This is a genomic window from Acidovorax sp. 56, from assembly GCF_002749705.1.
Lineage (GTDB): Bacteria > Pseudomonadota > Gammaproteobacteria > Burkholderiales > Burkholderiaceae_C > Acidovorax.
In genome coordinates, this window is the sequence record NZ_PEEV01000001.1 from 1,816,498 (window position 1) to 1,837,414 (window position 20,917).

The 20,917-nt window shown below is 64.8% G+C and carries 16 protein-coding genes and 1 tRNA gene; 6 read left to right on the plus strand and 11 right to left on the minus strand.

Annotated elements, in window-relative coordinates:
• Nucleotides 1-12 precede the first annotated feature (12 nt).
• The 5 genes from uvrC to CLU88_RS08060 form a co-directional block, all read right to left on the minus strand.
• Nucleotides 13-2,034, minus strand: coding sequence for an excinuclease ABC subunit UvrC (gene uvrC / locus CLU88_RS08040; RefSeq protein ID WP_099658723.1), 2,022 nt, complete (start codon nucleotides 2,032-2,034; stop codon nucleotides 13-15).
• Nucleotides 2,035-2,151: 117 nt separating this feature from the next.
• Nucleotides 2,152-3,132 (minus strand): tripartite tricarboxylate transporter substrate binding protein, encoded by a 981-nt coding sequence (locus tag CLU88_RS08045; protein WP_099656143.1) that lies wholly within the window; start codon nucleotides 3,130-3,132, stop codon nucleotides 2,152-2,154.
• A 78-nt stretch (nucleotides 3,133-3,210) separates the two neighbouring features.
• Nucleotides 3,211-4,191, minus strand: coding sequence for a tripartite tricarboxylate transporter substrate binding protein (locus CLU88_RS08050; protein ID WP_099656144.1), 981 nt, complete (start codon nucleotides 4,189-4,191; stop codon nucleotides 3,211-3,213).
• A gap of 46 nt (nucleotides 4,192-4,237) precedes the next feature.
• Nucleotides 4,238-5,218: a hydroxymethylglutaryl-CoA lyase gene (locus CLU88_RS08055; RefSeq protein WP_099656145.1), complete on the minus strand. Its 981-nt coding sequence runs from the start codon at nucleotides 5,216-5,218 to the stop codon at nucleotides 4,238-4,240.
• Nucleotides 5,215-6,450, minus strand: a complete 1,236-nt coding sequence (locus tag CLU88_RS08060; protein WP_099656146.1) for a CaiB/BaiF CoA-transferase family protein — start codon at nucleotides 6,448-6,450, stop codon at nucleotides 5,215-5,217. The genes CLU88_RS08055 and CLU88_RS08060 overlap by 4 nt, the downstream gene beginning before the upstream one ends.
• A gap of 158 nt (nucleotides 6,451-6,608) precedes the next feature.
• Here CLU88_RS08060 and CLU88_RS08065 point away from each other — a divergent pair, with 158 nt between their 5' ends.
• From CLU88_RS08065 to CLU88_RS08085, 5 genes are all read left to right on the plus strand, one after another.
• Entirely contained in the window at nucleotides 6,609-7,508 is a 900-nt protein-coding gene (locus CLU88_RS08065; protein ID WP_099656147.1) for a LysR family transcriptional regulator, read from the plus strand.
• Nucleotides 7,505-8,674, plus strand: coding sequence for an elongation factor P maturation arginine rhamnosyltransferase EarP (earP, locus tag CLU88_RS08070; protein ID WP_099656148.1), 1,170 nt, complete (start codon nucleotides 7,505-7,507; stop codon nucleotides 8,672-8,674). Before CLU88_RS08065 ends, earP begins: the two co-directional genes overlap by 4 nt.
• Before the next feature lie 140 nt (nucleotides 8,675-8,814).
• Nucleotides 8,815-9,369 (plus strand): elongation factor P, encoded by a 555-nt coding sequence (efp, locus tag CLU88_RS08075; RefSeq protein WP_099656149.1) that lies wholly within the window; start codon nucleotides 8,815-8,817, stop codon nucleotides 9,367-9,369.
• A 215-nt stretch (nucleotides 9,370-9,584) separates the two neighbouring features.
• The gene (locus CLU88_RS08080) at nucleotides 9,585-10,757 is read left to right on the plus strand and encodes a hypothetical protein (protein ID WP_099656150.1); all 1,173 of its coding nucleotides are present in this window, start codon (nucleotides 9,585-9,587) and stop codon (nucleotides 10,755-10,757) included.
• A 36-nt stretch (nucleotides 10,758-10,793) separates the two neighbouring features.
• Nucleotides 10,794-10,973, plus strand: a complete 180-nt coding sequence (locus CLU88_RS08085; RefSeq protein ID WP_099656151.1) for a hypothetical protein — start codon at nucleotides 10,794-10,796, stop codon at nucleotides 10,971-10,973.
• 104 nt (nucleotides 10,974-11,077) lie between these two features.
• Here CLU88_RS08085 and rimO read toward each other — a convergent pair whose 3' ends face one another.
• From rimO to CLU88_RS08110, 5 genes are all read right to left on the minus strand, one after another.
• Complete coding sequence (gene rimO, locus CLU88_RS08090) at nucleotides 11,078-12,469, minus strand: 30S ribosomal protein S12 methylthiotransferase RimO (RefSeq protein ID WP_099656152.1); 1,392 nt, start codon at nucleotides 12,467-12,469, stop codon at nucleotides 11,078-11,080.
• Between the two features lie 112 nt (nucleotides 12,470-12,581).
• Entirely contained in the window at nucleotides 12,582-13,115 is a 534-nt protein-coding gene (gene phaR, locus CLU88_RS08095) for a polyhydroxyalkanoate synthesis repressor PhaR (RefSeq protein ID WP_233194959.1), read from the minus strand.
• A gap of 189 nt (nucleotides 13,116-13,304) precedes the next feature.
• Nucleotides 13,305-13,381, minus strand: a tRNA-Val gene (locus CLU88_RS08100).
• Nucleotides 13,382-13,440: 59 nt separating this feature from the next.
• A complete protein-coding gene (locus CLU88_RS08105; protein ID WP_099656154.1) occupies nucleotides 13,441-15,651 on the minus strand; it encodes a bifunctional (p)ppGpp synthetase/guanosine-3',5'-bis(diphosphate) 3'-pyrophosphohydrolase in 2,211 nt (736 codons plus the stop codon).
• A complete protein-coding gene (locus CLU88_RS08110) occupies nucleotides 15,648-16,661 on the minus strand; it encodes an alpha/beta fold hydrolase (RefSeq protein WP_099658724.1) in 1,014 nt (337 codons plus the stop codon). The genes CLU88_RS08105 and CLU88_RS08110 overlap by 4 nt, the downstream gene beginning before the upstream one ends.
• A 168-nt stretch (nucleotides 16,662-16,829) precedes the next feature.
• Between CLU88_RS08110 and CLU88_RS08115 the strand changes: the two genes are divergently transcribed.
• Nucleotides 16,830-17,612: a 3-hydroxybutyrate dehydrogenase gene (locus CLU88_RS08115; protein ID WP_099656155.1), complete on the plus strand. Its 783-nt coding sequence runs from the start codon at nucleotides 16,830-16,832 to the stop codon at nucleotides 17,610-17,612.
• A 129-nt stretch (nucleotides 17,613-17,741) separates the two neighbouring features.
• On the opposite strand, the gene CLU88_RS08120 is transcribed toward CLU88_RS08115, so the two are convergent.
• Nucleotides 17,742-20,912 (minus strand): efflux RND transporter permease subunit, encoded by a 3,171-nt coding sequence (locus tag CLU88_RS08120; RefSeq protein WP_099656156.1) that lies wholly within the window; start codon nucleotides 20,910-20,912, stop codon nucleotides 17,742-17,744.
• Between the last annotated feature and the right edge of the window lie 5 nt (nucleotides 20,913-20,917).

Sequence of the window (20,917 nt, forward strand, 5' to 3'; positions counted from 1 at the left end):
GCCCTTGCAACTTCACCGCAACGCGCGGTAAATCTCTTCGGCCAGCTCACGCGAAATACCGTCCACCGTGGCCAGATCCTCCACGCTGGCCGCTGCCACGCCGCGCACCCCGCCAAACCGCTGCAGCAGCCGCGCCCGCTTCTTGGGGCCCACGCCAGTGATCTCCTCCAGCTGCCCACCGCCCACACGCACCTTGGCCCGCGCAGCGCGCATGCCGGTGATGGCAAAGCGGTGGGCCTCGTCGCGGATCTGCGCCACCAGCATCAGCGCGGCCGAATCCTTGCCCAGGTAGACCTTCTCACGCCCATCGGCAAACACCAGCTCTTCCAGGCCCACCTTGCGGCCCTCGCCTTTCTCCACGCCCACGATGCGGGTCAGGTCCAGCCCCAGTGCCGTGAACACCTCGCGCGCCACGCCCACCTGGCCCTTGCCACCGTCGATGAGTACCAGGTCGGGCAGGCGCGCCTGGCCCTTGGGGCGTGCTGCCGCTTGCGCCTCGGGCGATTGCGCGTAGTCGATGCCCCCTTCCTCGCGCTGCGCCTCCACCACCTTGCTGTAGCGGCGCGTGAGCACCTGGCGCATGGCAGCGTAGTCGTCGCCCCCCGTGATGCCCTCGATCTTGTAGCGGCGGTATTCGCTGCTTTGCATCTTGTGGTGGTGGAACACCACACACGATGCCTGGGTAGATTCGCCCGCCGTGTGCGAGATGTCGAAACACTCGATGGTGAGCTGATCCAGGTCTTCGGGCGGCAAATCGAGCGCCTCAGCCAGCGCCCGCGTGCGGGCCTGCTGCGAGCCCTCCTCGGCCAGCAGGCGGGCGAGTTGCAGATCGGCATTCTTTTGCGCCATGTCCAGCCAAGCGCGGCGCTGTTCGCGCGGCTGGTGGATGGCGTTCACGCGCAGGCCACTTTGCTCGGTCAGCGCATCCAGCAAGCCCTTGTCCACCGGCACGCTGGTCACCAGCAACGGGGGCACCGGCACGCCGATGTAGTGCTGGGCGATGAAGGCTTCAAGCACCAGCGCCTCCACGGGGCGGGCGGGCTGCGCAGGCGCGGTGTTTTCCCCTTCAACGCCCTCCACAACATCTATCCCCTCGCCCCCCTCTTCCGCATACACCGCTGCAGCGTCTTCCACATGCACCGGGAAATACGGCCGGTCGCCAAGGTGGCGGCCACCGCGCACCATGGCCAGGTTCACGCAAGCGCGGCCGCCCTGCACGCGCACGGCGAGAATGTCCACATCCTTGTCATCCACCGTCTCAATGGACTGCTGGTGCAGCACGCGCGACAGCGCCTGGATCTGGTTGCGCACCTCGGCGGCCTGCTCGAATTCGAGCTTGTCCGAATGCGCCATCATGCGCGCCTCCAGCGCCTGCAGCAGCTCCTGCGTTTCGCCGCGCAGCAGCGCCTCGGCATGCGACACGTCGGCGGCATAAGCCTCGGGCGAGATCAAGTCCACACAAGGCCCGGTGCAGCGCTTGATCTGGTACAGCAGGCAGGGCCGTGTGCGGTTCGCAAACACCGTGTCTTCGCAGGTGCGCAGCCGAAAGACCTTTTGCAGCAGCTGGATGGTTTCCTTCACCGCCCAGGCGCTGGGGTACGGACCAAAGTAGCGGTGTTTTTTATCGACCGCGCCCCGGTAGTACGCCATGCGCGGAAACACCTGGCCCGGCGCATCGCTCCGCGTGTGGGCGCCGGGCGTGCCGGTGATCTTGAGATAGGGATAACTCTTGTCGTCGCGGAACAGGATGTTGAACTTGGGGTTCAGCGTCTTGATGAGGTTGTTTTCGAGCAGCAGCGCCTCGGCCTCAGAGCGCACCACCGTGGTCTCCATGCGCACGATCTTGATGACCATGTGGCCGATGCGGGTGCCGCCATGGTTCTTCTGGAAGTAGCTGGACACCCGGCGCTTGAGGTTGAGCGCCTTGCCCACGTACAGCAGCGCATCCTGCGCGTCGAAATAGCGGTACACACCCGGCAGCGCGGGCAGCGCAGCCACCTGCGCCAGGAGTTCTTCGGAATGCACATCAGACATGGCGCGTATTGTGGCCCCGCGCGCAGCCTGCCCCATCCACTATCAAATAAATAGCTGCTAGCGCTTATTTAGCGGGCGCCAGGAGGCTTTTTAATTCAATTTTCTGAATCCTCCGGGTCACTCCGCCTCGATCTTGGAGGTTTTCACCACCGTGGCCCAGTTGGCCAGATCAGCCTTCACCTTATCACCCAGCTGCGCAGGGGTCTGGTAGTCCGCCGTGGCACCCTGCTCTTGCGCCTTTTGCTGGAAGACCGGGTTCTGCACCACGGTGCGGATGTCGGCCGTGAGCTTGTCCACCACGGCCTTGGGCACGGCGGCGGGGGCAAACACTGCAAACCACGAGGTGGCATCGACCTTGGGGTAGCCCGCCTCGGCTGTGGTGGGCACATCGGGCAGGCTGGGCAGGCGCTGCTTGCCCGTCACGGCCAGCACGCGCAGCTTGCCGCTGGCAATGTGGGGCATGAAGGGGGGCGCGGTGCCGAAGGTCAGGTCCACCTGGCCGCCCAGCAGGTCCTGCAGCGCGGGGCCCGTGCCTTTGTAGGGCACGTGGACCATCTTGATGGCGCCCTGCTGCTCCAGCATGGCACCGGTCACGTGCTGCAGCGAGCCGTTGCCCGACGAGGCGTAGTTGAGCTTGCCGGGGTTGGCCTTGGCATAGGCAATCAGCTCGGGCAGTGTTTTCACCGGCAGGTCGGCACGCACCACGATGATCTGCGGGGCCGAAATCACGTTGGCCACGGGTTGGAAGTCGCCTTGCTCCCACTGCTTTTGTTTGGTGATGTGGGGCGAGATGACGTGGTAGCCCGAGTACTGCATCAGCAGCGTGTAGCCATCGGCCTCGGCCCGCTTGACGGCGCTGGCGGCAATGTTGCCGTTGCCCCCGCCCTTGTTGTCCACGATGACCGACTGGCCCAGCACCGGCGCCAGCGCTTGCGCCAGCATGCGGGCCGACAGGTCGGTGGTGCCACCGGCGGCGGTGGGCACCACCATGGTGACGTTCTTGGACGGGTAAGCGCCTTGTGCCGCTGCGTGGCCAATAAAGCCGGTGGCCATTGCGGCAAAGGCCAGGGTGGTGAACTGCTTGCGGATGGTTTTCATGAAAGCGATGTCTCCGTTGTCGTTGTTGTCAAAAATCTGAAAAGTGAGGGGCCGTTGGGTGCCCAGAAAAATGCGCGGTCAATCGACCGTGGCGCCCGTGTCCTTGACCACGCGGCTCCACTTGGGCAGGTCGGACTGCACCAGCGCGGCCAGCTGCGCTGCCGTGCCCTTGAAGGGTTCGCAGCCCACGGTGGCCAGCTTGTCCACCACGTCCTTGTGCTCCAGCGCGCGCGCCACCTCGGCCTGCAACTGCGCCACGATGGGCGCGGGCGTGCCAGCCGGGGCAAACAGCGCATACCAGGGCGCCTGGCCAAAACCCTTGATCGTCTCGCCAATGGTGGGCGCATCGGGCAGCGCGGCCACACGCTTTTCGTTGACCACGCCCAGCACCTTGAGCTTGCCCGCCTTGATGAACGCAATGGCCGAGGGCAGACTTTGCACCGACAGCGGCACCTGTCCGCCCACCACGTCGGTGGCGGCTGCAGCCGAACCCTTGTACGGAATGTGCTGCAGCTGGATGCCCGCGGCCTTTTGCAGCATCTCGCCAATCAGGTGGTTCAGCGTGCCGTTGCCGGCCGAGGCAATCGAATATTTTCCGGGGTTGGCCTTGGCCAAAGCCACCATTTCGGCCACGGTGTTGGCCGGGAAGGATGGATGGGCCACCAGCACATAGCCCGCCGTGGCCACGGGCGCCACGGGTGCAAAGTCCTTCACCGGGTCAAAGCCCGGGTTCTTGTACAGCGCAGGGCCGATCACATGGGCGCTGTCGGCCGTGAGCAGCAGCGTGTAGCCATCGTTGCGCGCACGGGCCGTGGCGCCGGTGGCCAGCGTGCCGCCCGCACCAGGGCGGTTGTCCACGATCACGCTCTGGCCCAGCTGCTCGCTGAGTTTTTGCGCCACCACGCGCGCAATGGCGTCATTGGCGCCACCCGCAGCCTGGGGCACCACCACGGTGATGGGCTTGGAGGGGTATTTGTCCTGCGCGCCCGCTGCCAAAGCAGCGAAGCACAGCACGGCGGCGGTAAAGATGCGGCGGGACAGCGTCGTTTGAAATGTCATGGCTTTTGTCTCCTGGTGTTATGGGTGAATGCAGGCTCGCCCGCATTCAGCGGGCAAGCGCCCTTTCGCGGATCGCCTCGAAATCGGCAGGCACCGGGTGCAGCGCCAAGCGCGGGCCCGCCTTGGCGATCTGGCTGGGAATGTCGTGGCCGATCAACGCAGGCAGTTGCTGCGCCGCCGCCACCAGTTGTGCCAGATCCACCCCGGTGTCATAGCCCATCAGCGCCAGCGCATGCACGATCTCCTCACTGCACACATTGCCGCTGGCGCCCGGCGCATAGGGGCAGCCACCCAGGCCGCCCAGCGAGGCATCGAACCGGTCCGCACCTGCGCCAATGGCTGCCAGCACATTGGCCAGCCCCATGCCGCGCGTGTTGTGAAAATGCAGGGTGAACGCCACCCCCGGCCAGCGCGCGCGGGCCACCGCCGTGAGCTGGTGCACCTGCGTGGGGTAGGCCATGCCCGTGGTGTCGCACAGCGTGATGCCAAGCACACCCAGGTCCACAAAGCGCTGCACCCAGCCGAACACATCGGCCTGGGCCACATCGCCCTCCATGGGGCAGCCGAACACGCAGGACAGCGACACATTCACCGCCACGTTGGCGCCCTGCGCCAGGGCCACCACCTGCGCCAGCGCCGCAAACGACTGTTCCTGCGTCATGCGCAGATTGGCCAGGTTGTGGGTGGCGCTGACCGACATCACCAGGTTCAGCTCGTCCGTGCGCGACTCGATGGCGCGCTCCGCACCGCGCAGATTGGGCACCAGCGCGGTGTAGACCGTGCCAGGGCGGCGCGTGATCTCGCGCATCACGATCTCGGCATCCTTGAGCGCAGGGATGGCCGTGGGCGAGGTGAACGAGGTCACCTCGATCTTGGCCAGGCCCGCCGCCGACAGTGCATTGCACAGCGCGATCTTGTCGGCCGTGGGCACAAACGCCTTTTCCATCTGCAGGCCGTCGCGCAAGCCGACTTCCTGCATGTGGATGCGGCGGCCTGCGCCCTGCCATACGGTGTTGGATGCACTCATTGAATCACCCCCTTGCTGCGCAGCAGCGCGATCTGTTCGGCCGTGAGGCCTGCCTCGGTCAGCACCGCATCGGTGTCGTCGCCCAGGTGCGGCGCGCTGCTGCGGATGCTGCCCGGCGTGGCCGAGAGCTTGGGCACGATGCCGGGCACTTCCACGCTGTAGCCGTCGCGCGTCTGTTGCGTCAGCAGCATGTCGCGGGCGCGGTAGTGCGGGTCTTCGGCAATGTCTTTGGCGGTGTAGACCTTGCCCGCAGGCACGCGGGCGGCGCCCAATGCATCCAGCACCTGCTGCACGGTGCGCTGCGCGCTCCAGGCGCCAATCGCAGCGTCGATCTCTTCCACCCGCGCCACGCGGCCGGTGTTGTTGGCCAGGTCGGGCGCGGCGCCCAGGTCCGGCCGGCCGATGGCGTCCATCAACCGCTTGAAGATGCTGTCGCCATTGCCCGCCACCAGCACCCAGCCATCCGTGCAGGGGTAGGCGTTGCTCGGTGCAATGCCCGGCAGCGCGCTTCCTGCGGCCTCGCGCACGGCCCCGAAGGCGCTGTATTCGGGGATCAGGCTTTCCATCACGTTGAACACCGCCTCGTGCAGCGCCACATCAATCACCTGGCCCTGGCCGCCGTTGACCTTGCGGTGGTACAGCGCCGTGAGCACGCCGATGGTGCCGTGCAGCGCCGCCAGCGTGTCGCCAATCGAGACACCGACGCGCACCGGCACGCGGCCGGGCTCGCCCGTCAGGTGGCGCAGGCCACCCATGGCTTCGCCGATGGCGCCAAAGCCTGGCAGGTCGCGGTACGGCCCCGTCTGGCCGTAGCCAGAGATGCGCAGCATCACGAGGCCGGGGTTGAGTTGGTGCAGCTCCTCGGGCGACATGCCCCAGCCTTCCAGCGTGCCGGGGCGGAAGTTCTCGACCAGCACGTCGGCCTCGGCAATCAGCTGGCGAGCAATGTCCTGGCCTTCTTTCTGGCGCAAGTCCAACGCCACCGAGCGCTTGTTGCGCGACTGCACCTGCCACCAGACGGAGGTGCCTTCCTTGATCAGACGCCAGTTGCGCAGGGGGTCGCCAGTCTCGGGGGCTTCGATCTTGATCACGTCGGCGCCAAACTCGCCCAGCGTCTTGCCGCAGAAAGGCCCGGCAATGAGCTGGCCCATTTCGATGACGCGCACGCCTTGCAGCGCGGCGGGGCTGGCTGGGATGGGCAAAGCGGGCGGGTGGGCGGGTGGCAAAGCCATACGGGGGTTCTCCTGGGGTCCATCAGACAATCAATGCACCCTCCATGCAACATGGAGGGGATGGCGCGCATCATGCGCAAAGCCCACGCCCTCTGCAAAACGCTGATGCGCGAAGCTGCCATCGCCAACGGGCATGGCCGGGGTACGATCTGACGACCATGAAACTAGACCCAGTCTCCCTGCGCCTCTTCGTTGCGGTGATGGAAGAAAGCACCATCGCTGCCGCCGCAGAGCGCGAACACATGGCGGCCTCGGCCGTCAGCCGCCGCCTGGCCGACCTCGAAGAGGCCTTGCGGGTGGAGCTGTTCACCCGCAGCAACCGGGGCGCTACGCCCACCGCTGCGGCGTTTGCGCTGCTGCACCTGGCGCGTGGGGTGCTGAATGATCTGGACAGCATCACCACCCAGATGCGCGAGTACGGCAGCGGCGTGCGCGGCCATGTGCGGGTGGTGGCCAACATTTCAGCCATCACGCAGTTCTTGCCTGCACAACTGCAAAGCTTCATGGCCTTGCACCCGCAGGTGGATGTGCGCCTGCAAGAGCAGATCAGCACCGCCATCGCCACCTCGGTGGCGGAGAACGCGGCCGATATCGGCATCTTGAACGATGGCGACTATGGTGACCGCGTCACCCTGCTGCCCTACCGCACCGATGAACTGGTGCTGGTGATACCCGCAGACCACCCCCTGGCCCGGCGCAAGGCCGTGCGGCTGCGCGAAGCGCTGGCCTACGACTTTGTGGGTGCCCACCCCGGCAGCGCCATCAACAACCAGCTCAACCAGGCCGCCGCGCAGGCCGGGTTGCCGCTGAAGCTGCGTATCCAGGTCACCAGCTACGACGCGCTGTGTCTGATGGTGAACGCGGGCCTGGGCGTGGGCGTGATGCCCCGGGGCAGTGCGGCACTGTACAAAGGCACGCTGGGCATCCGCGCCATCACCCTGAACGAGCCCTGGGCGCACCGCCACCTCAAGCTGTGCGTGCGGTCGGAAGAATCGCTCTCCAGCGTGGCCCGCCTGCTGGCAGACCACCTGCGCAACCCGACCGAGGCCACGGTATGAGCCTGCTACCCACCCCGCCGTCTGCGCCGCCAGCCCCGCCGCTGCAGTGGGATGTGTTTTGCCGTGTGATCGACAACTTTGGCGACATTGGCGTGTGCTGGCGCCTGGCCTCGCAACTGGCTGGGCAAGGTCAACGCGTGCGCCTGTGGGTGGACGATGCATCGGCCCTGGCCTGGATGGCCCCCAGCGGCTGCCCCGGTGTGGAACTGCGCGACTGGAATGCCCCGCCCCCCAGCGCCGACGAAGCCCCCACCGATGTGATGGTGGAAGCCTTTGGCTGCGAAATTACTCCTGAATTCATAGCTGCTTGCGTTTATCAGGCAAGCGCTAGAGGCCAAAAACCTGTTTGGATCAACCTCGAATACCTGTCTGCCGAGCGCTATGTGGAGCGCAACCACCGCCTGCCCTCCCTCATCTCGCAAGGGCCTGCGCAGGGCTGGACACGGTGGTTTTTCTACCCCGGCTTCACGCCCGCCACGGGGGGGCTGCTGCGCGAGCCCGATCTGCTGCCGCGCTGCCAAGGCTTTGATGCACTGGCCTGGCGCGCAGCCAACGCACACCCCCAACGGCCCACGCAAACTGCGGCCAACGAACCTGCCACGCGCTGGATGTCGCTGTTCTGCTACGAGCCCCACGCCCTACCCCAATGGCTGCAGCTGTGCCAGACTGCCGCCACGCCCACGCACCTGCTGGTGGCCCCTGGCCGCCCCACGCACGCGGTGCAGCAGGCGCTTGTCCCTCAAGGTGAAATCGACCTCCAGCCCTCTACTGACAAGCGCGAGCAGCTATACATTTCATACCAATCGCACTGCCCGCAGCCTGCCTTTGACGAGATGCTTTGGGCCTGTGACTTCAACGCCGTGCGCGGCGAGGACTCCCTGGTGCGGGCCCTGTGGGCGGGCAAGGCGCTGGTGTGGCACATCTACCCCCAGGACGACAATGCCCACCATGCCAAACTGCTGGCGTTTTTGGACTGGCTGCAGGCGCCAGCCTCCATGCGCCAGTTTCACTGCACCTGGAACGGTTTGGACACCCAGCCACTGCAATGGCCAGGCGACACCACCCTGCGCGAATGGACCGCCTGCGTGCAAGCCGCCAGGGCACGGCTGCTGATGCAAGACAACCTTGTGGCACAGCTTTTGGGCTTTATCGCGGAAAAACGGTAAAATCCGAGGCTTTGCGCAAATCCAGCGCGGCACACCAGTGCCCCGCAACCGCGCACTTCCGCCGCGGAACATGCGCCGGCAGGCACCGCCCCACAAGGCAGCCCGCCCGCATTGAGCGGCCCCAACCCAAGCAATCAGCTATGAAAATCGCTCAAGAAATCCGCGCCGGCAACGTGATCATGCACGGCAAGGACCCCATGGTCGTCCTGAAGACTGAGTACGCCCGTGGCGGCCGCGGTGCAGCCACCGTGCGCATGAAGCTCAAGAGCCTGATCGGCAACTTCGGCACTGAAAACGTGTTCAAGGCCGACGACAAGATCGACAACGTGATCCTGGACAAGAAGGAGTGCACCTACTCCTACTTCGCAGATCCCATGTACGTTTGCATGGACACCGAGTTCAACCAGTACGAAGTCGAAGCCGAAAACATGGGCGACGCACTGAACTACCTGGAAGACGGCATGGCCCTCGAAGTGGTGTTCTACGACGGCAAGGCCATCTCGGTCGAACTGCCCACCAGCGTGGAACGCGAAATCACCTGGACGGAACCCGCCGTCAAGGGCGATACCTCTGGCAAGGTCATGAAGCCCGCCAAGATCGCCACTGGTTTTGAAGTGCCCGTGCCCCTGTTCGTGTCGCAAGGCGACAAGATCGAAATCGACACCCGCACTGGCGAATACCGCAAGCGCGTCTAAGCCTTTGCACCGGGGGCACCCCGCCACCGCCCTGCTCACCGCAGGGTGTGCGTGGCATAAATGCACAAAAAGGAGCCCGCGTGGCTCCTTTTTTTATCCGCTGGTCCTTTTGGCGCGCGCGCAGCCCACCCAAACCTGGGGCACGCTGGCACCATCGCGGGTTGCACAGGGTGGCCCGAGGTGGCCCCTTAGCACCCCAGCCCGCCACATGCTCCATGCAAAGCACCACCCCAGCAACAGCCCCCACGCCACCCGCGTTCGCCGAGCGCACCAGCGAGCACCTCTACGCCATCGTGCACCGCTGGCCGGGCACCTGCCAGCCACAGGAACAACTGCAGCCGCCCGAGCAATCCCTCGCACGCGATGAAGACGCCCGCGAAGTCCTGGCCCTTGGGTACCTGGCAGACCTGCGCCTGCGCTTTGTGTTCACCCAACCCGGCACCGAATTCATGGCCCTGGCCCGCGCCAGCGATCTGGCCCGGCTCGACCTGACGCCTCACAAAGCTCTGGCCCTGGCCACCATGCACCTGCGCAAGTCCGGCGCAACCCCCACCTTGCAGCCGCAAGCCAACGGCACCTACCGCTTGCAGTCACCCCAGCCCCTGCTACTGGAGAGCCACCTCACCGACCGCAATTTCTGGCGTGGGCTGCTCGCACGGTTCCCATCCGGCGTGGTGGTGGCCATGCCACGCCGAGGCTGGATGGCCCTCGCACCGGCAGACGACACAGCCGCCCAGGCCCAGCTGTTTGATGCCGCAGACACCGAATTTGCAGCCGCCGGGCCGCAGCAGCTGTCGGGCTGCCTGCTGCACTTTGACCAGACCGGCTGGCGCCTGCACGTACGGCTACCCGCTTCGCTCAAGCCAGCAAAACGCAAACGCAGGCGCAAAAAGACCGAGGAAGCCGACCAAGGCAGCGCAAGCCAGACGACACAGCGCCCCCATGCCGCACCGGCCGCTGCCGCCCAAATCAGCGGCGCATCCGCTGCGGCAGCGCTGGAGCAGCCAGAGACAGCAGAGCGATATGCCAGGCAAGACTTCGCAAACGCTGGAGACATCGAGGACTCGCACCTCGTGACCACAGGCATGCAATGCCTGCTGGCGGCCCTGGTGGCGTTCGTGCTGGGAGCGCTGCTGTGGAAGCTCAGCCCCTTCATGCGTCTGGGGCCAGCGCAACTGCTGGGCACGGCGGCAGCAGCGCTGGGCGCCATCGGAGCGGTGCGGCTGTCTTATGGACTGGGGGCACAAACCACCACCGCGCTGCTCTACGCCGTGGCTTCCTTCACGCCCATCGCCAACATGGCATTGTGGGCTTGGCTGATCTATACGGGTCTGCGTGCGCTGCGGGAGGCCGGCTGGCAGCCCAGCTGGCGCACCTTCATTCCTTGAAGCACCGCCCAACATCCACCCCCAAAAGGTTTGCCCATGGCCAAATGGCTTTTTTACTTTCCACTGATCCTGCCCGTCTGTGCCTTGCTGGCCGGGGCCGCCACCTGGGTGCTCATCCGCGACCAGGAGCCCGACAGCACCGACTTGTTGATGGACTTTGGTGCCTTTCTGGGCATGGCCTTGCTTTGCTCGTACGGCGTGTTCTCATTGCGATAGCACGCGCACCTTCGCGCGCCCCGTCAACCGCCACAACGGGCCGAGAAACACGCTGAAAACCCACAAGACAAAGGCCATGCGCCCCTCGGCACGGGCAATGCAGATCAGATGGGCAGAGCCACCAGGTCGTGCCCTTGCACGCCTACAATGCGCGCCTTGGTGAATTCACCCACCTTGAGCGTCTTGCTGATCTTCTCGGGTGGCAGCAGATGCACCACGCCATCGATCTCGGGGGCATCGCCGTAAGTACGGCCCGTGCCGCCCTTGCGGCCCAGCGCAGGGGCATGGTCCACCAGCACCTGCATGGTCGAGCCCACGCGCTGGCGCAGCCGGGCGATAGAGACTTCCTCGGCCACCGCCATGAAGCGCGCACGGCGCTCTTCACGCACTTCCATCGGCAGCATGCCGGGCAATTCGTTGGCGGCAGCACCATTCACATCGCTGTAGGCAAAGCAGCCTGCACGGTCAATCTGCGCCTCGCGCACAAAGTCGAGCAGGTGCTGGAATTCTTCTTCCGTCTCACCCGGAAATCCGGCAATGAAGGTGCTGCGAATCACGATCTCGGGGCAGGCCTCGCGCCAGCGCTGGATGCGCTCGAGGTTGCGCTCGCCACTGGCGGGGCGCTTCATGCGCTTGAGCACGTCGGGGTGGCTGTGCTGAAAAGGCACATCCAGGTAAGGCAGCACTTTGCCCGTGGCCATGAACGGAATCACCTCGTCCACGCTCGGGTACGGGTACACGTAGTGCAAGCGCACCCAGGCGCCGTAGGGCTCGGCAATCTCGCCCAGCGTCTGCACCAGCTCCAGCATGCGGGTCTTGACGGGCTTGCCATCCCAAAAACCGGTGCGGTACTTCACATCCACACCGTAGGCCGAGGTGTCTTGGCTGATGACCAGCAGCTCTTTCACCCCGCCTTCAAACAAGGCCTTGGCCTCGCTCAGCACATCCCCCACCGGGCGCGATACCAGATCGCCACGCATGGAAGGGATGATGCAGAACGTGCAACGGTGGTTGCAGCCTTCGCTGATCTTGAGGTAGGCGTAATGCTTGGGCGTGAGCTTGATGCCCGCCACACCGAAGCCACCGGGCACCAGATCGATGAACGGGTCGTGCGGCTTGGGCAGGTTCAAGTGCACCGCGTCCATCACCTCTTGCGTAGCGTGGGGGCCGGTCACCGCCAGCACGCTGGGGTGCATTTCACGCACCATATTGCCGCCACCCTCACCTGCGCGCGCGCCCAGGCAGCCGGTGACAATCACCTTGCCGTTTTCAGCCAGGGCTTCGCCGATGGTGTCCAGGCTTTCCTTAACGGCATCGTCGATGAAACCGCAGGTGTTGACGATCACCAGATCGGCGCCCTGGAAGGTTTTGGAGGTTTCATAACCCTCAGCGCTCAGTTGCGTGAGGATGAGTTCGGAATCGGTCAGTGCCTTGGGGCAGCCAAGGCTCACGAATCCGACTTTGGGTGTTTTGGTGGGGGCAATTGCTTCGCTCATATCCCCGTATTGTCCCAGTTCCGGCGTTCGGCGGGTGGAGTTGCCTATTCAAGGCAAGGTTTGGCGCGGGCAGAGCCCCTGTGACGGGGACCGCCGCCACGCAGCCCAGGGACTACCTTTTGATTCCGAACGCGCCCAGCATCTGCTCGGTCTGCTTTTGCATCTGTTCCTGCATTTGCGTGAGCATCGATTGGGATTGCTCCACATAGTTGCCCATCATGCCCTTGAGCATCGGCGACTGCAGGTTCATAAACTGCGCCCACATCTCTGGTGTCACGCTTTGCGACTGCTCGGCCAGCTTGGTTTGCACATCGGTGAAGGCCTGGACGTTTTTCTCCAGATAAGCCCCCATGAAGCCCTGCATGGCATGGCCGTAGAACCGGATGATGTTGGCCAGCACCGCCTCACTGAACATAGGCGCCCCACCCGCTTCCTCTTCCAGAATGATCTGCAGCAAGATGCTGCGCGTGAGGTCTTCACCGGTCTTGGCGTCGCGCACCACCACATTTTGGTGATCCATGACGAGTTGCCGCACCTCGGTCAACGTGATGTAGGTGGAGGTATCGGTGTCGTACAGGCGCCGATTGGGGTACTTCTTAATCACGCGCTGCGCTGGTTTGGCAGAGGCGCTGGTGGATTCAGGCAAATCGTGGCTCCTTGGGCGAACGCCCATGTGGGTATTGCAGTGCAACACATTCTAGAGAGCCACGGGGTGGAGATTCTCCGAGGATTACCCTGATGGGCGTGCGCGCCGACCCAACACCCGGTTTCACGGCGGAAAATAAAAAAGCCTTCCAAGCAGCTTGCTTTGGAAGGCTTTTTACCAATGGTTAGTTGGTAGGCGCGATTGGACTCGAACCAACGACCCCCACCATGTCAAGGTGGTGCTCTAACCAGCTGAGCTACGCGCCTGTTTGTATTCGAGAATGCGAGTATAGCATCAAAAATGCAGGTCTCGCAAAACTCTGCACTCAGCGCCGCCGTGCTGAGCGCACCCCCGGCACCGAAGCCACGATGCCCAGCACCTTGTTGAGGCGGCCAGAGTCTGCCACTTCTACCGTGAAAGTCATCCAGGCGGTGCCCTTGACGGACTGGGTCTGCACCCCGATCACGTTGGTCTTTTCACGGGCAAATACTTCCGAGATATCGCGCAGCAGCCCCTGGCGGTCAGCCGCCTCGACCGCCACATCCACCGGGTACACGGCAGCAGCGGCGGCCTTGGGCGTACCCCACTCCACCTCGATCACCCGTTCGGCGCTGCGCGCGGCCATCTCACGGAAGTTGCTGCAGTCAGCGCGGTGCACACTCACACCCTTGCCGCGCGTGACAAAACCCCGAATCAGATCGGGCGGCGCTGGCTTGCAGCACTTGGCCAGCTGGGTCATCAACGAATCAATGCCCACCACCAGCACCCCGCCCTTGGGGGCAGATTCATTGGTGCGGGTTTTCTTGAGCAGCAGGTAATCGTCCGGCTGCAACACAGGCTCGGGCGGGCGCAGCAGGTTCTCGATGTTGCGCAGCGAAAACTCGTCCTTGCCCACCACTTCAAACAAACCGTCCGCAGATTTGAAGCCCAGCTGCGCAGCCAGGTCGTCCAGCTTCATGGCGGTTTTGCCTTCGCGCTGTAGCAGCTTTTCCACCGCCTCACGCCCACGGGCCACCGTTTCGTGCGTGGCCTGGGCGTTGAACCAGGCGCGCACCTTGGCCTTGGCACGGTTGCTGGTGAGGTAGCCCAGCTCGGCATTGAGCCAGTCGCGCGAGGGGCGGCCTTCCTTGACGGTGCTGATTTCCACCGTCTGGCCGTTTTGCAATGGGGTGTTCAGCGGCACCATGGCGCCGTCCACCCGTGCCCCCCGGCAGCGGTGCCCCACACTGGTGTGCACGGCATAGGCAAAGTCCACCGGGGTAGCGCCTTGCGAAAGCTCGATCACCGCCGCATCGGGCGTCAGCACATAGATGCGGTCTTCAAACAGCCCCCGGTTGGGCACGGTGCCCGCCAGATCGCGCTCCCAGGCCAGCAGCTGGCGCAGCACGGCGATCTTGGCGTCGTACTCGCCTGCGGCAGACACGCCTGCGTAGCCTTTGCTGCCTGCCTCCTTGTACGCCCAATGCGCCGCCACGCCATGCTCGGCGTGGTCGTGCATGGCCTGGGTTCGGATCTGGATTTCGACCGGGCGGCCTTGCTCGTCCCGCACGATGGTGTGCAACGACTGGTAGCCGTTGGGCTTGGGCTTGGCGATGTAGTCGTCAAACTCTTCCACGATGGGAGTGAACTGCTCGTGCACCCAACTGAGGGCCGCGTAGCAATCCTTCACGCTGGGCACCACCACGCGCAACGCACGCAAGTCCAGCACTTGGTCAAAGTTCAGCGACTTGCCCCGCATCTTCTTGACGATGCTGTAGATGTGCTTAGGCCGCCCCTGCACGGTGGCGCTGATGCTGCGCCCACGCAGTTCGGACTCCAGCCGCTGGCGCAGCTGCTGCATGTACACCTCACGCTCGCCGCGCTTTTCATCGAGCAGCCGAGCCACTTCCTTGTAGGTGTCGGGCTCCAGGAAGCGAAAGGACAAGTCCTCCAGCTCCCACTTCATCTGCCAGATGCCCAGGCGGTTGGCCAGCGGCGCGAACACCTGCAGCGATTCGCGGGCCAAGCTGGGCGACACCGACCGCTTGCTGGCCGCATGAAAGCGCAGCGTTTGCAGACGCGAAGCCAACCGCAGCATCACCACCCGCAAGTCACGCGAGAAGGCCAGCAGCATCTTGCGCACGTTCTCGGTCTGCACTGCAGGGTCATCGACCTGCTCGGCGGCCAGGGCCTGGCGCTGCACCCGCATGAGCTTGGTGGTCTCGACCGCCAGGGCAGCAAAGTTGTCGCCAAACGCTTTGGCGATCACCTCTTCGGGCTTGTTGAGGTGCACGCAGGCATACACCAGGTAGCACGCGGCCTGCATGGCTTCAGAGCCGCCAATGCCTTTGAGGATGGCCGCCACGGCGTCGGCGTGGACCAGGGTGTTTTCGCCAGAGTCCAGCGTCTCGCAGGCCAGCAAGGGCTCGGCAAAAGCCCGGGCCCGGGCCAGAGCGTCCACTTGCTCGGGCAGTGCATGGGCCGTGGCAGCAATCAGCTGCGGCAGGGGCTCGGAGGGCGCGAGGGTGGGGACGTGGGTCGAGGGGTTCGTCTTCATTCTGCCAAGGCACCTTTTTCGAGGGGAGCGGCCAGAAGAAAGTCCTGCACCACGGCCACCTGGTCGGCAGCCACCAAAGTGGGGGCATGCCCCACGCCTTCCAACTCCACGCAGCGTGCCCTGGGGCCACGGGCCTGCATGGCGCTGGCGGTTTCTCGCGAGAGCAAGTCTGACTGCGCACCGCGCAGCAACAGGGTTTGCGCCTGGATGTGGTCGTACAGCTGCCACAAGGCGGCTTCGCCTGCGGCAGCGGCCTCGAGCGTCAGCGCCCTGAACGGCACGGCAATCGCCGGGTCGTAGTGCAGCGCCAAACCCCCTTCGGGCAGGCTGCGCACCATGGGTTGAGAGAGCGCCAGCCACTGCGCGGGGGTGTGCGGCCCAAAGCTGCTGGAGATGGCCCACATCGCATCGGCCGCCTGCTGCAGCGATTCAAACCGCGCTGGGTAGCCCAGGTATTGGCCAATGCGCTGCAGCGCCTGCCATTGGATGACCGGACCCACATCGTTGAGCACCAATCGGCGAACGGGTGCTGGCAAGGGCAAGCCCGGTTGCCCCGCCAGGGCCATACCGATGAGCCCCCCCATGCTGGTCCCCACCCAATCGAGGGTGGCAATGGGGCCTTGCTGGTGCACCTGCGCCAGCAAGGCCAGCATGTCGGCCGCGTACACCGGCAGCTGATAGCCCATGGGGTCTGCCAGCCAGTCGCTTTGGCCACGCCCCACCACATCCGGGCAAATCACGCGCGCGTGGGCGCTGAGGCTGCGGGCCAGGGTGTCAAAGTCGCGCCCTTGGCGCGACAGGCCATGCACGCACACCACCACATGCGGGTGGGCGGGGTTGCCGGTGGCATTCCACTCCCAATACGCCATGCGGTGGGCTGCTGGGTGGACGGCCGGTTGCGCCACAGGATGCTGCGCAGGCGATGCGTCGGTCACGTCGGTCAGGGCTGCTGGTGCCGAGGCCGCAGCAAGGCCTGGGCACGGTACGTAGTTCAGCGTAGGTTCAATCATGGGTGCGAAATCCGAAGGCAGCGCTTGATAATGGCTGCGTTGCATCGTAATTCATTAGGACTTGCGCAAACCGGTATGCAGCAAAAGCCTTTGCCCTGCGGTGGGGCCGCCGGCACCCTGGTTGCGCCAGTCATGTTCCCCAGTCATGTTCATTAGGGAGAAACTCTCATGCTGAAAGGCAAAACGGCCCTCGTCACCGGCTCTACCAGCGGCATCGGCCTGGGCATTGCAAAAGCCCTGGCCCGCCAGGGGGCCAACATCGTGCTCAACGGGTTTGGTGACGTGGATGCGCCCCGGGCCGAGGTGCTGGCCGCAGGCCAGGCGGCGGGTGCCCAGGTGGCTTACCACGGGGCGGACATGAGCCGGGCGGCAGACATCGAAGACATGATGCGCTACAGCGCCACCCAGTTTGGCCAGGTGGACATTCTGGTCAACAACGCGGGCATCCAGCATGTCGCCAATGTGGAAGACTTTCCCGTGGAGAAGTGGGATGCCATTTTGGCCATCAACCTGACCAGCGCCTTCCACACATCGCGCCTGGCACTGCCCAGCATGCGCAAGGCCAACTGGGGCCGCATCATCAACGTGGCGTCGGTGCACGGGTTGGTGGGCTCGGCCCAAAAGTCCGCCTATGTGGCCGCCAAGCACGGCATCGTGGGGTTGACCAAAGTGACGGCGCTGGAGACCGCCACCACAGGCATCACGGCCAACGCCATCTGCCCCGGCTGGGTGCTGACACCGCTGGTGCAAAAGCAGGTGGACGCCAAGGCCGCCGCCCACGGCCTGAGCAACGAAGAAGCCACCAAGCTGCTGCTGGGCGAGAAAGAGCCCTCCATGCAATTCACCACCCCCGAGGAGCTGGGTGACCTGGCGGTGTTCTTCTGCTCCACCGCCGCCAACAACGTGCGTGGCGTGGCCTGGAACATGGACGGCGGCTGGGCGGCTCAGTAAGCAACCACCCAAATGCTATTAATTTAATAGCTACTAGCGCTTATCCAACAAGCGCTAGAGGCACATTCAATTAAAAAGGCCCTTGGCGTGATGCCAAGGGCCTTTTTTTGTGGGTGCAGCCAGTGCGACTCAGCCGTGCGCCGCCGCAGACCCTACAGGGCCATCGGCGTGCGGCGTGGCACTCTCCACCGCCACGGTGGTCTTGGCCCCCGGCACCGCCTTGCGGGCAAACAGGGTGTACATGGTGGGCACCACAAAAATGGTGAGCAAGGTGCCCAGCGACATGCCGCCCACGATCACCCAGCCAATCTGTGACCGCGTCTCGGCCCCAGCCCCGGTGGCCAGCGCCAGGGGCACAGCGCCCAGCACCATGGCGCCGGTGGTCATCAGAATGGGGCGCAGGCGCTGGGCCGAGGCTTTGACCAGCGCGTCCACCATGTCCATACCCTCTTCGCGCAGTTGGTTGGTGAACTCCACAATCAAGATGCCGTGCTTGGTGATCAGGCCCACCAGCGTGATGAGGCCGATCTGCGAGTACACGTTGAGCGAGCCCCCGCTCCACTGCAGCGCCAGCAGCGCACCGATCATGGACAGTGGCACCGACACCATGATGACCAGGGGATCGATGAAGCTCTCGAACTGCGCGGCCAGCACCAGGAAGATGAACACCAGCGCCAGCAGGAAGACGATGCCCAGGGCACCCTGCGAGCTTTTGAACTCGCGCGAGGTGCCGTTGAGGTCAGTGGTGTAGCCAGGCTTGAGCACCTTGGCGGCGGTGGAGTCCATGAAGGTCAGCGCCTCGCCCAGCGAATAGTCGGGCGACAGGTTGGCCGTGATGGTGACCGAGCGGCGCTGGCCAAAGTGGTTCAGCTCGCGCGGGCTCACACTCTCCTTCACGTTCACCAGACTGGAGAGCGGAATCATGGCGTCGTTGCGGCCACGCACGTAGATGCTGTCAATGTTCTCTGGCGTGGTGCGGCCCCGGGCCTCGGTTTGCACGATCACGTCGTACTGCTCGGCATCGCGCTTGTAGCGCGTCACGGTGCGCCCGCCCAGCATGGTCTCAATGGCCTTGGCCACCACGTCCACACTCACGCCCAGGTCGGCGGCGCGCTCGCGGTTCACACTGATGCGCAGCTCGGGCTTGTTCAGGCGCAGGTCCACATCGGGCGAGATGATGCCGGGGTTCTTGGCAATCTCGGCCATCATCTGGTTGGTGACGGCGTTCAGGTTCTCGTAGCTGTCCGAGGTCTGTATCACGTACGTGAGGGGCCGCGAGCGAAAGCCCTGGCCCAGCGACGGCGGGGTGATCAAAAACGAATTCACCCCCGGCAAAGCAGCCACCTTGGGCTGCAGGTCACGCGCCATGGCCAGGGTGCTGCGCTCGCGCTGCTCCCAATCCACCGTGCGGTAGATCACGCTGCCTTGCGCTACCGTGGGGTTGCCGATGTTGGCGAAGATGCGGTCGAACTCGGGGTACTCGCGGCCAATCTTTTCCAGCTCCAGCGCGTAGCGGTTGGTGTAGTCCAGCGTGGCGCCATCGGGCGCGGTGACGTTGACGAGAATCGTGCCCCGGTCTTCCATGGGCGATAGCTCTTGCTTCATCTTGGGGTAGATCGCCACCAAACCGGCCCCACTGACGAGCATCACCGCCACCACCAGCCAGCGGGCCTGGAACAGCGCACCACGCAGCCCTCCACCAGAGCCGTCTTCCCCGCGCCCACCCCACCGCGCCGTCACCACCCAGCGCAGCAGGCGGCCATAGGCGTCTGACAGGGCCGTGAGCCACCGCTCCATGGAGCGGTCAAACCAGTTCGGATTGGGGTTGTGCTTGAGCAGCAGCGAGCACATCATGGGCGACAGGGTCAGCGCCACAAAGCCCGACACCACCACCGCCCCGGCCAGGGCCAGCGCAAACTCCACAAACAACCGCCCAGTGCGGCCCGGGGTGAACGCCAGCGGCGCGTACACCGCCACCAGCGTGAGCGTCATGGCGATGATGGCAAAGCCGATTTCACGCGCCCCCTTGATGGCGGCCGAGAACGGGTCCAGCCCCTCTTCAATGTGCCGGTAAATGTTCTCCAGCATCACGATGGCATCGTCCACCACCAGCCCGATGGCCAACACCAGGGCCAGCAAGGTCAAGGTGTTGATGGAGAAGCCCGCCAGGGACATCAGCGCAAACGTACCCACCAGACTCACCGGGATGGTGATGATGGGAATGATGGAGGCACGCAAGGTGCGCAAGAACACAAAGATCACCAACGCCACCAGCACCACCGCCTCGCCAATGGTGTGGTACACGCTCTTGACCGAGCGGTCGATGAACAGCGAGTTGTCGTTGGCCACGTCGATGGTGATGTCGGCGGGCAGGTCGGCCTTCAAGGTGGGCAGCATGGCGCGCACACCGGCAGACAGCTCCAGCGGGTTGGCCGTGGCCTGGCGGATCACGCCCATCGATATGGCTTCGCGGCCATTGAGGCGCACGCGGCTGCGGTCGCTGGCGGCGCTTTCCTCCACCCGTGCCACATCGCGCATGCGCACCGGAAAACCACTCACCGTGCGGATGACGATGTCAGAGAACTGCGCCGGACGCGCCAGCTCCGTCTGCGAGGTCACGCTGAACTCGCGCTGCTGCGACTCGATGCGGCCCGCGGGCAGCTCCAGGTTGTTGCGGCGGATGGCGTCTTCCACGTCCTGCGTTGTGAGGCGGTAGCCGGCCATGCGCTCGGGGTCCAGCCAGATGCGCATGGCATAGCGGCGCTCGCCGTAAATCGGCACATCGGCCACGCCCGTCACCGTCTGCAGCCGGGGCTTGACGATGCGGTTGAGCAGGTCATTGATTTCGAGCGGGCTGCGCGTGTCGCTGCTGAAGGCCAGCCACATCACGGGCGAGGCATCTGCCTCCACCTTGGCGATGACGGGTTCGTCCACCGCGTCGGGCAGGCGGTTGCGCACGCGGGCGGTGCGGTCACGCACCTCGGCGGCGGCGTTGTCGGCATCCTTCTCCAGGCGAAAGCGCACACTGATCTGGCTTTGCTCGGCGCGGCTGATGGAGGTGATCACGTCCACCGCATCAATACCGGCAATCGAGTCTTCGAGGGGCTTGGTGACCTGGGATTCGATCACCTCGGCCGAGGCCCCCGCGTAGCGCACGCTCACGGTGACCACGGGTTCGTCGATCTTGGGGTACTCACGCACCGTCAAGCGGGTGAAGCTGACGGCCCCCACCAGCAAGACCAGCAAAGACAGGACGGTGGCGAAGACCGGCCGACGGATGGAGATTTCAGCAAGTTGCATGGCAG

What these genes read in the sequence shown, in the direction of transcription:
- uvrC (WP_099658723.1), bottom strand. Translation starts at nt 2,034, where the DNA reads ATGTCTGATGTGCATTCCGAAGAACTCCTGGCGCAGGTGGCTGCGCTG.
- CLU88_RS08045 (WP_099656143.1), bottom strand. Translation starts at nt 3,132, where the DNA reads ATGAAAACCATCCGCAAGCAGTTCACCACCCTGGCCTTTGCCGCAATG.
- CLU88_RS08050 (WP_099656144.1), bottom strand. Translation starts at nt 4,191, where the DNA reads ATGACATTTCAAACGACGCTGTCCCGCCGCATCTTTACCGCCGCCGTG.
- CLU88_RS08055 (WP_099656145.1), bottom strand. Translation starts at nt 5,218, where the DNA reads ATGAGTGCATCCAACACCGTATGGCAGGGCGCAGGCCGCCGCATCCAC.
- CLU88_RS08060 (WP_099656146.1), bottom strand. Translation starts at nt 6,450, where the DNA reads ATGGCTTTGCCACCCGCCCACCCGCCCGCTTTGCCCATCCCAGCCAGC.
- CLU88_RS08065 (WP_099656147.1), top strand. Translation starts at nt 6,609, where the DNA reads ATGAAACTAGACCCAGTCTCCCTGCGCCTCTTCGTTGCGGTGATGGAA.
- earP (WP_099656148.1), top strand. Translation starts at nt 7,505, where the DNA reads ATGAGCCTGCTACCCACCCCGCCGTCTGCGCCGCCAGCCCCGCCGCTG.
- efp (WP_099656149.1), top strand. Translation starts at nt 8,815, where the DNA reads ATGAAAATCGCTCAAGAAATCCGCGCCGGCAACGTGATCATGCACGGC.
- CLU88_RS08080 (WP_099656150.1), top strand. Translation starts at nt 9,585, where the DNA reads ATGCAAAGCACCACCCCAGCAACAGCCCCCACGCCACCCGCGTTCGCC.
- CLU88_RS08085 (WP_099656151.1), top strand. Translation starts at nt 10,794, where the DNA reads ATGGCCAAATGGCTTTTTTACTTTCCACTGATCCTGCCCGTCTGTGCC.
- rimO (WP_099656152.1), bottom strand. Translation starts at nt 12,469, where the DNA reads ATGAGCGAAGCAATTGCCCCCACCAAAACACCCAAAGTCGGATTCGTG.
- CLU88_RS08105 (WP_099656154.1), bottom strand. Translation starts at nt 15,651, where the DNA reads ATGAAGACGAACCCCTCGACCCACGTCCCCACCCTCGCGCCCTCCGAG.
- CLU88_RS08110 (WP_099658724.1), bottom strand. Translation starts at nt 16,661, where the DNA reads ATGATTGAACCTACGCTGAACTACGTACCGTGCCCAGGCCTTGCTGCG.
- CLU88_RS08115 (WP_099656155.1), top strand. Translation starts at nt 16,830, where the DNA reads ATGCTGAAAGGCAAAACGGCCCTCGTCACCGGCTCTACCAGCGGCATC.
- CLU88_RS08120 (WP_099656156.1), bottom strand. Translation starts at nt 20,912, where the DNA reads ATGCAACTTGCTGAAATCTCCATCCGTCGGCCGGTCTTCGCCACCGTC.